Below are 6,468 nucleotides of genomic sequence, written 5' to 3' on the forward strand. Positions count from 1 at the left end.
TGCTGCGGCTGACGCCGCGCGTCCCCCGGCACGGGCGGCGCGCCACCCGGCGCCCGCCCCTCCCGGCACCCTCAGGGCGCCGGGCCGACACGTCCCGACGTCCGACGTCCCGTCCTCGCCGTCCCGCCCCGCGCGCCCGCCGTCCTCAGGCTCCCTTCAGGTCCGCTTCCCTAGCGTGGGCGCATGACAGCCATCGCCGTACACGGGACCGCCACGGCCGCCGCGGGTGACAGTCCCGGACCACAGTGGGTCACCGACCTCATGGACGCGCTGGGCGCGCCCGGGGCCGGGCTCGCCATCGCGCTCGAGAACCTCTTCCCGCCGATCCCGAGCGAGGTGATCCTGCCGCTGGCGGGCTTCGCCGCGAGCAGTGGGCGCATGGGGCTGCTCAGCGTGCTGCTGTGGACGACCGCCGGGTCCGTCGTCGGGGCGCTGGCGCTGTACGGGGTGGGCGCGCTGCTCGGCCGGGACCGGACGCTGGGGATCGCGGCCCGGCTGCCGCTGGTGAAGGTGGCCGACATCGAGCGGACCGAGGCGTGGTTCCTGCGGCACGGGACGAAGGCGGTGTTCTTCGGCCGCATGCTCCCGATCTTCCGCAGCCTCATCTCCGTGCCGGCCGGGGTGGAGCGCATGCGGCTGCCGGTGTTCCTCGGTCTGACGGCGCTGGGCAGCGCGATCTGGAACACCGTGTTCGTGCTGGCGGGTTACGCCCTCGGCGACAACTGGGAGCGGGTCTCGGCCATCGCGTCGACGTACTCCAAGGTGGTCCTGGGCGTCGCCGCGCTGGCCCTGCTGGCGTTCGCCGTCCTGCGGTTGCTGCGTCCCGGGGCCGGGCGGCGCAGGCGGGCCGGGCGGACGGGGACCGGCCCCGCCGGCCCGCACGGAGAGGACGAGGACACCGGCCTCGCCGGCCCTCCCGGGGAGGACGAGGGCGGCGGCACCGCCGACACCCTCGCCCTGCGCCTCGACGCCTCCGGCGGACCGGACCGTCACGAGCACGCCGGCCGGTAGGCGCCCGCCGGCTCACCGGGGCGGGCGCACCGCCGCCAGGAACTCGCGCAGGATGCGCTCCCCGGCCGCGACACCCCGCTCGGGCAGGGCACTGACCGTGGGCGCGGTCCAGCCGACGTCGGCGAGTTCGCCGTGGCCGGGGCGCCAGCCCCGGTCGGCAGCGAGGAGCAGGTCGGCGTCGAGGAGGGAGTCACCGGCGGCGAGGGTGAGGCCGGCGCCGGTGCGGCGGGCGACCTCGTGCATGGCCGCGCTCTTGGTGAGCGGCTTGGGCACGGCGTAGATCTTGCGGCCCTGGAGGGAGACCGTCCAGCCGAGGTTCTCCGCCCACGCGGCGAGTTCCTTCACCCAGTCCCCGGGCAGCAGGTCCCGCTCGACGACCAGGTAGGCGAACAGGTCCTCGGCCACCCGGTGTTTGCGCAGCCAGACCGGGTCGGCGGTGCGCAGCAGGTGCTCCTGCACCTGAGCCAGCGGGGCGCACTCCGCGGCCAGCCGGGCGGTGACGCGGGCGTGCCAGTCCGGGTCGGACACGCCGTCGACGAGGAGGTGGCCGCCGTTGGCGCAGATCGCGTAGGCGGGGGCCGGGCCGGGCAGGTTGATGCGCTGGTACTGCTTGCGGGTGCGGGTGGTGGTGGGCACGAAGACGGCACTGTCGCCGAGCTCGGTGAGGAGCCCGGCCGCCGTCTCCGTCATGTAGCACAGCGGCTTGCTCTCGTGGACCTCCACGCACAGCAGCCGGGGCGCCCGCGCGTCCGGCATGGTCAGGGCGAGGGCGGCGGCGGAGTAGATGAGGGTGCGGTCGAGGTCGCTGGCGACGAGGACGGGCATCAGCGGGTCACCGCCTTGCCGTCGGCGCCGGTGGCGCCCCGGGTGTAGCGGGGGTGGATGAGTCCGACGCAGGTGTACGGCAGGCCGTCGACCTCCTCGACGGGCACCCCCCGCTGCTCGGCGAGCAGGCGCACGTGGTCGAGGTCGCTGCCCGCTCCGGCGCGGGCGAGCACCTTCCAGGGCACCCGGCGCAGCAGCACCCGGGTGGTCTCGCCGACGCCGGGCTTGACGAGGTTGACGTCGTGGATGCCGTACTCCTCGCTGATGCGTTCCACCGCCGCCCAGCCCTCCCAGGTGGGGGTGCGGTCGGTGGCGAGGAGTTCCTTCGCGCGGGCGCAGGCGGCGTCGGTGACCTCGGGGAAGCGGGCGGAGACGGCGTCGAGGAAGGCCACCGAGAGGTCGGCGCCGGCGAGTTCGCGGTAGAACTTGGCACCGTGGAAGTCGTGCGGGCCGACCAGGTCGGCGCGCAGCACGGTCCGTGAGATCAGCCCGGAGACGGTCGAGTTGAGGCAGGCGGACGGGATCAGGTAGTCCTCGCGGGTGCCGTAGGTGCGCACGCAGGAGCCGGGGTCGGCGAGGACGGCGATCTCGGGGTCGAAGCCGGTGGCGCCCCCGGCCTTCTCGAACTCGGTGACGGCCCGGGCGAGTTCGCGGGTGATGGCGCCCTTGCCGGTCCAGCCGTCCACGAACACCACGTCCCGGGGGTCGTGGTGGGCGGCGAGCCAGTGCAGCGCGTTGGCGTCGATGCCCCGGCCGCGGACGATGGACACGGCGTAGTGCGGGAGGTCGAGGCCGTGCCGGTGCTGCGCCCAGCGGCGCATGAGGATGCCGACGGGGGTGCCCGCGCGGGCCAGCGAGACGAGGACGGGGCGGGGCGACCGCTCGGCGAGCACGGTCTCGGTGACGACGCCGACCGCGTGGGCCAGGCGGGCCGCCGAGGCGTCCAGGGCGGCGTGGAACAGCTGCTGGTACTGCTCGCTGGGCTGGTACTCGACCGGCAGGGACTCCGCGTAGTGGGCGCCGCCGCTCTGGATGGCCTCCTCGCGCTCCTCGGTCGGCGCCTCCAGCGTGACGTCGGAGAGGTCCTGGAGCAGCCAGCCGACCTCCTCGGGCGCGTACGAGGAGAAGGCGGGGCCTCTGAGCGGGTCGGGCAGCATGCCGGCGGGCCTTTCGGGGGCGTCGGACCGGGCGCCCCGGGGGGCGTCCCGGAGGTCGGGCACGTACGAGGGCACGACCGCGAGGAGGACGTGCGGGATGTGCGCGGCGAGCCGGGCGGCCAGTCCGCCGGGCGCGTGCAGGGCGGGGGTGTCGGCGGCCGAGTCGACGACGGCGACGACGGCGTCGAAGCCGGCGCCCGCGACGTTGTAGGCGTAGCGCTCGCCGGGGCCGTCGGCCGGGTCGTCGTGGGCCGGGAACACCAGCCGGGTGCGGATCGCGTAGCCGGGGTCGTCGACGGCGAGGACGGGTGAGCGGGTGGTGGTGGAGAAGCGGACGTCGGTGCCGGGGGCCAGGCGTTCGAGTGCGTGGGCGAGCCGCAGGGGCGCGTACATCAGCTCCTCGCAGCCGAGGACGAGGACGCGGCGGGCACCGGCCGGGAGGGCGTCCGCGAGGCGGGCGGTCATGGCGGGGAGGGCCGCGTCGAGGCGGGAGCGGTGCGCGGGGGTGAAGCCGTGCCGGCCGCCGTCGGGGAGACCGGCGGGCCAGCGCAGGTCCACCCGGGTGACGCGGTCCGCCGCGGCGGCGGGCGGAAGGGTGCCGGGGGCGGCCGCCGACGTCTCGGGGCCCCCGGCGGCGCGCTCGTGGGCCGCGACCAGCTCGCGGCCCTTCTCCAGGACGTCCTCGGGCAGGCGCACCGTCCCCGACGCGGTCGTCACCAGGTCGATGCGGGCCCCGATCTCCCGGGCGAACGCGTCGAGGCGTCCCGCGTCCGCGGGCGAGCGCATGTCGACCAGGGCGACGATCACGTACCGGGGGCGCGGGTAGCGGGCGTGCAGGGCGCGGACGGTGTTCAGCACCGTGTTGCCCGTGGAGAACTCGTCGTCCACCAGGACCAGCGGCCCGTCACCGGCGAGCAGCCGGGGGTCCTCGGGCAGCAGCAGGTGGGAGGTGGCGTGCGAGTGGGACTCCTCGAAGCCGCCCGCCGTGGGCACGCCGGGGACGGGGCGGCGGGTGGAGTGCAGGTAGGGGGCGGTGCCCAGGCCGTCGGCCACCGAGTGGCCGAGGCCGGTCGCGGTCTCCGCGTAGCCGAGGACGACCGCCCGGCCGGCCGCCCCGCCCAGCAGCTCTCCGACCCGGCGGCCGAGGGCGACGCCGTGCTCGTACACGACGGACGGCGACCGGGGCACGTGCTTGCCGAGCACCTGGGACACCAGCAGGTGGGCCCGCTTGGGGTTGCGCCGCAGGGCCAGGCCCAGCAGGCCGGTCAGCGTGTCGTCGCCGACGAGTTCGACGCCGAGCCGCTCGGCGACCCAGGTGCCGGACCAGACGTCCTCGCCGGTCCGCGTCGCGTGACGCACCCCGTGGTGCACCCGCTCGTTCACTGCCTTCTCCATGGATTCCTCGGGCTCGGTTCCGGCGCCGGCCGGGCGGCGCGCCGGGGTGGTGGCGTGGTCCGGCCGGTTCACTTCGTGAGGCCGGCGGCGAGCAGCTCCACGAAGCCGATGTCCTCGTTCGCCACCCCGAAGACCTCGGCGCGCAGCAGGGTCCGCTCCGCCCAGGCGCGGTGCGGCTTCACCTCGTTCATCTTGTTCGTGTACGCCGACCTCATGACACCCCCGCCGCCCCTTTCCGGCCGCAGGATGTCCTGGGCGTCGCTGTACTCCTCGTGGCTGACGACGGACAGCGCGTGCACGGGCAGGACGTGGGAGGGGTGGATGCAGGTCTTGCCGAGGAGGCCGTTGGCCTGGTCCAGGGAGATCTCGCGCAGCAGTCCGTCCATGGAGTGCTTGATGAGTTTCTCGCGCAGCGCGACCGCCTGCTGCTCCAGGAAGGGGCTCTGCCGCAGCTGCGGCTTGAACATGCGTTCCTGGACGCGGAAGTACTCCCAGACCGGGCCGGTCACGGTGAAGCCGGTGCCGTCGGCGCGGGCGAGCATGTTGACCACGTCGGCGATGACCGAGGCGACGACCTGGATGTCGTAGGCCGTCATGTCGGGGCCCCGGCGCAGCCCGTAGGAGGAGCAGAAGTCGGTCACGCCCAGGCGCAGGGCGAGGACCCGGTCGCGGTACTTGTCGACGGACCGGAAGATGCCCTCCAGGACCTCGACCCGGGACTCCCGGTAGAGGAGTTCGGGGGACTCCAGGACGGGCATGGCGAACAGCCGGCGCCCGCTGGTGGCCTCGGCGTCGGCGAGGGCCTCCAGGAACGGCATGCCGCGTTCCTCGGTGAACTTCGGCAGCACGAATCCGGACAGCAGCCGGACGGCGGGGCCGAGGCGGCGGACGAGGTCGGGTATCTGCTCCGGGGTGCGCACCCGGACGAACAGCAGCGGCAGCTCCACGCCGGTCACGCCGTCCAGTTCGGCGAACTGGCTCACGAGGTTCGCCTCCCCGGCGGCGACGTCCGCGTCGCTGATGGAGTCCTCCAGGCACAGCACCATCGAGACGACACCGCGCCCGGCCTGCTTGACGACGTCTTCGGCGAGGCGGGGGCGGGTGGCCGGGCTGTAGAGGGTGGCGCCGAGGGCCGCGGAGAGCAGCCGGGCCGGGGAGTCCGGGGTGAACGCGCAGGGCTCCCGGTAGAAGAGACGTTTCCGCACCTCGAGGGCTATGTGACCGAAATGATGCATTGAACTCCCTCGGGGCCTTGGGTGCTGCGGTGACACGTCAGAAGGTGGCCGGTAATAGTACGTTCAGAACGATGTCGGCGGTTCCCACGGGGCGTTAACGCCGGATGACTCCGCCGTGTCGGCCGCCCCCCGCATTGTCGTGGCCAGGACGCAGCAGGCAGGATGACGGCATGACGCACGCGATGCTGAAGGGGTCGAACGTCCCTCTCCAGGCCACCACGGTACGCGCCGTGCTGCGCTGGCTGCCCGGGCAGGGGGTGCCGGACGTGGACGCCTCCGCGCTGCTGCTCGGCCCCGACGACCGCGTGCGCTCCGACGAGGACTTCGTCTTCTACAACCAGCCGCGGCATCCCTCCGGCACCGTCTGGCGGCTCGGCAAGAAGCGCGACGGCGACGGTCTGACCGACACGATCCAGACAGACCTCGCGGGCACCGAACCCGACGTGGGGCGGGTCCTGCTGGTCGCCTCGGCGGACGGCGTCACCTTCGACCGCGTCCGGGACCTGCGCATCCTGCTCTACGACGCCCAGACCCCCGACGCCGAGCCCCTCGCCCTGTTCGACATCAAGCCGGAGACCGGGCAGGAGACGGCGCTGATCTGCGGCGAGCTGTACCGGCGCGGGGAGGGCTGGAAGTTCCGGGCGCTCGGCGAGGGCTACTCCAACGGCCTGCGCGGGCTCGCCACCGACTTCGGCATCTCGGTGGACGAGTCGGAGGCCGCGGAGGAGCCCGCCGCCGATCCGGCGGCCCAGGCGCCCGCGCCGCCCCGGGCGCACCCCGAGGCACCGACCCAGGCCCACGCACCGGCCGCGCCGGAGGTGTCCGGCCCGCTGCCGCCGGAGCAG

General features: G+C 74.5%; 5 protein-coding genes. 2 read left to right on the forward strand and 3 right to left on the reverse strand.

All coding sequences use genetic code 11. The features are described 5' to 3' along the window. The first annotated feature begins 183 nt into the window (after window positions 1–183). A complete protein-coding gene (locus G3I53_RS10800) occupies window positions 184–1,011 on the forward strand; it encodes a DedA family protein (protein WP_164438275.1) in 828 nt (275 codons plus the stop codon). Between the two features lie 12 nt (window positions 1,012–1,023). Here the strand turns inward: G3I53_RS10800 and G3I53_RS10805 are convergent, their stop codons facing one another. The 3 genes from G3I53_RS10805 to G3I53_RS10815 all read right to left on the reverse strand — a co-directional run bounded on the left by G3I53_RS10805 (window position 1,024) and on the right by G3I53_RS10815 (window position 5,623). Continuing rightward, window positions 1,024–1,836 carry an HAD family hydrolase gene (locus G3I53_RS10805; RefSeq protein WP_164337976.1) on the reverse strand — a complete coding sequence of 271 codons (813 nt, stop codon included), beginning with the start codon at window positions 1,834–1,836 and terminating at the stop codon, window positions 1,024–1,026. Further along, window positions 1,836–4,388, reverse strand: coding sequence for a phosphoribosyltransferase (locus tag G3I53_RS10810; protein ID WP_164438276.1), 2,553 nt, complete (start codon window positions 4,386–4,388; stop codon window positions 1,836–1,838). The genes G3I53_RS10805 and G3I53_RS10810 overlap by 1 nt, the downstream gene beginning before the upstream one ends. A gap of 68 nt (window positions 4,389–4,456) precedes the next feature. Continuing rightward, window positions 4,457–5,623 (reverse strand): HpcH/HpaI aldolase/citrate lyase family protein, encoded by a 1,167-nt coding sequence (locus G3I53_RS10815; RefSeq protein WP_164333930.1) that lies wholly within the window; start codon window positions 5,621–5,623, stop codon window positions 4,457–4,459. Window positions 5,624–5,793: 170 nt separating this feature from the next. Between G3I53_RS10815 and G3I53_RS10820 the strand changes: the two genes are divergently transcribed. After that, the coding region (locus tag G3I53_RS10820) for a TerD family protein (protein ID WP_164438277.1) at window positions 5,794–6,468 on the forward strand (675 nt) is incomplete at its 3' end.

The sequence above is a fragment of the Streptomyces sp. SID14436 genome (assembly GCF_010548465.1).
In the GTDB taxonomy this organism is placed as follows: domain Bacteria; phylum Actinomycetota; class Actinomycetes; order Streptomycetales; family Streptomycetaceae; genus Streptomyces.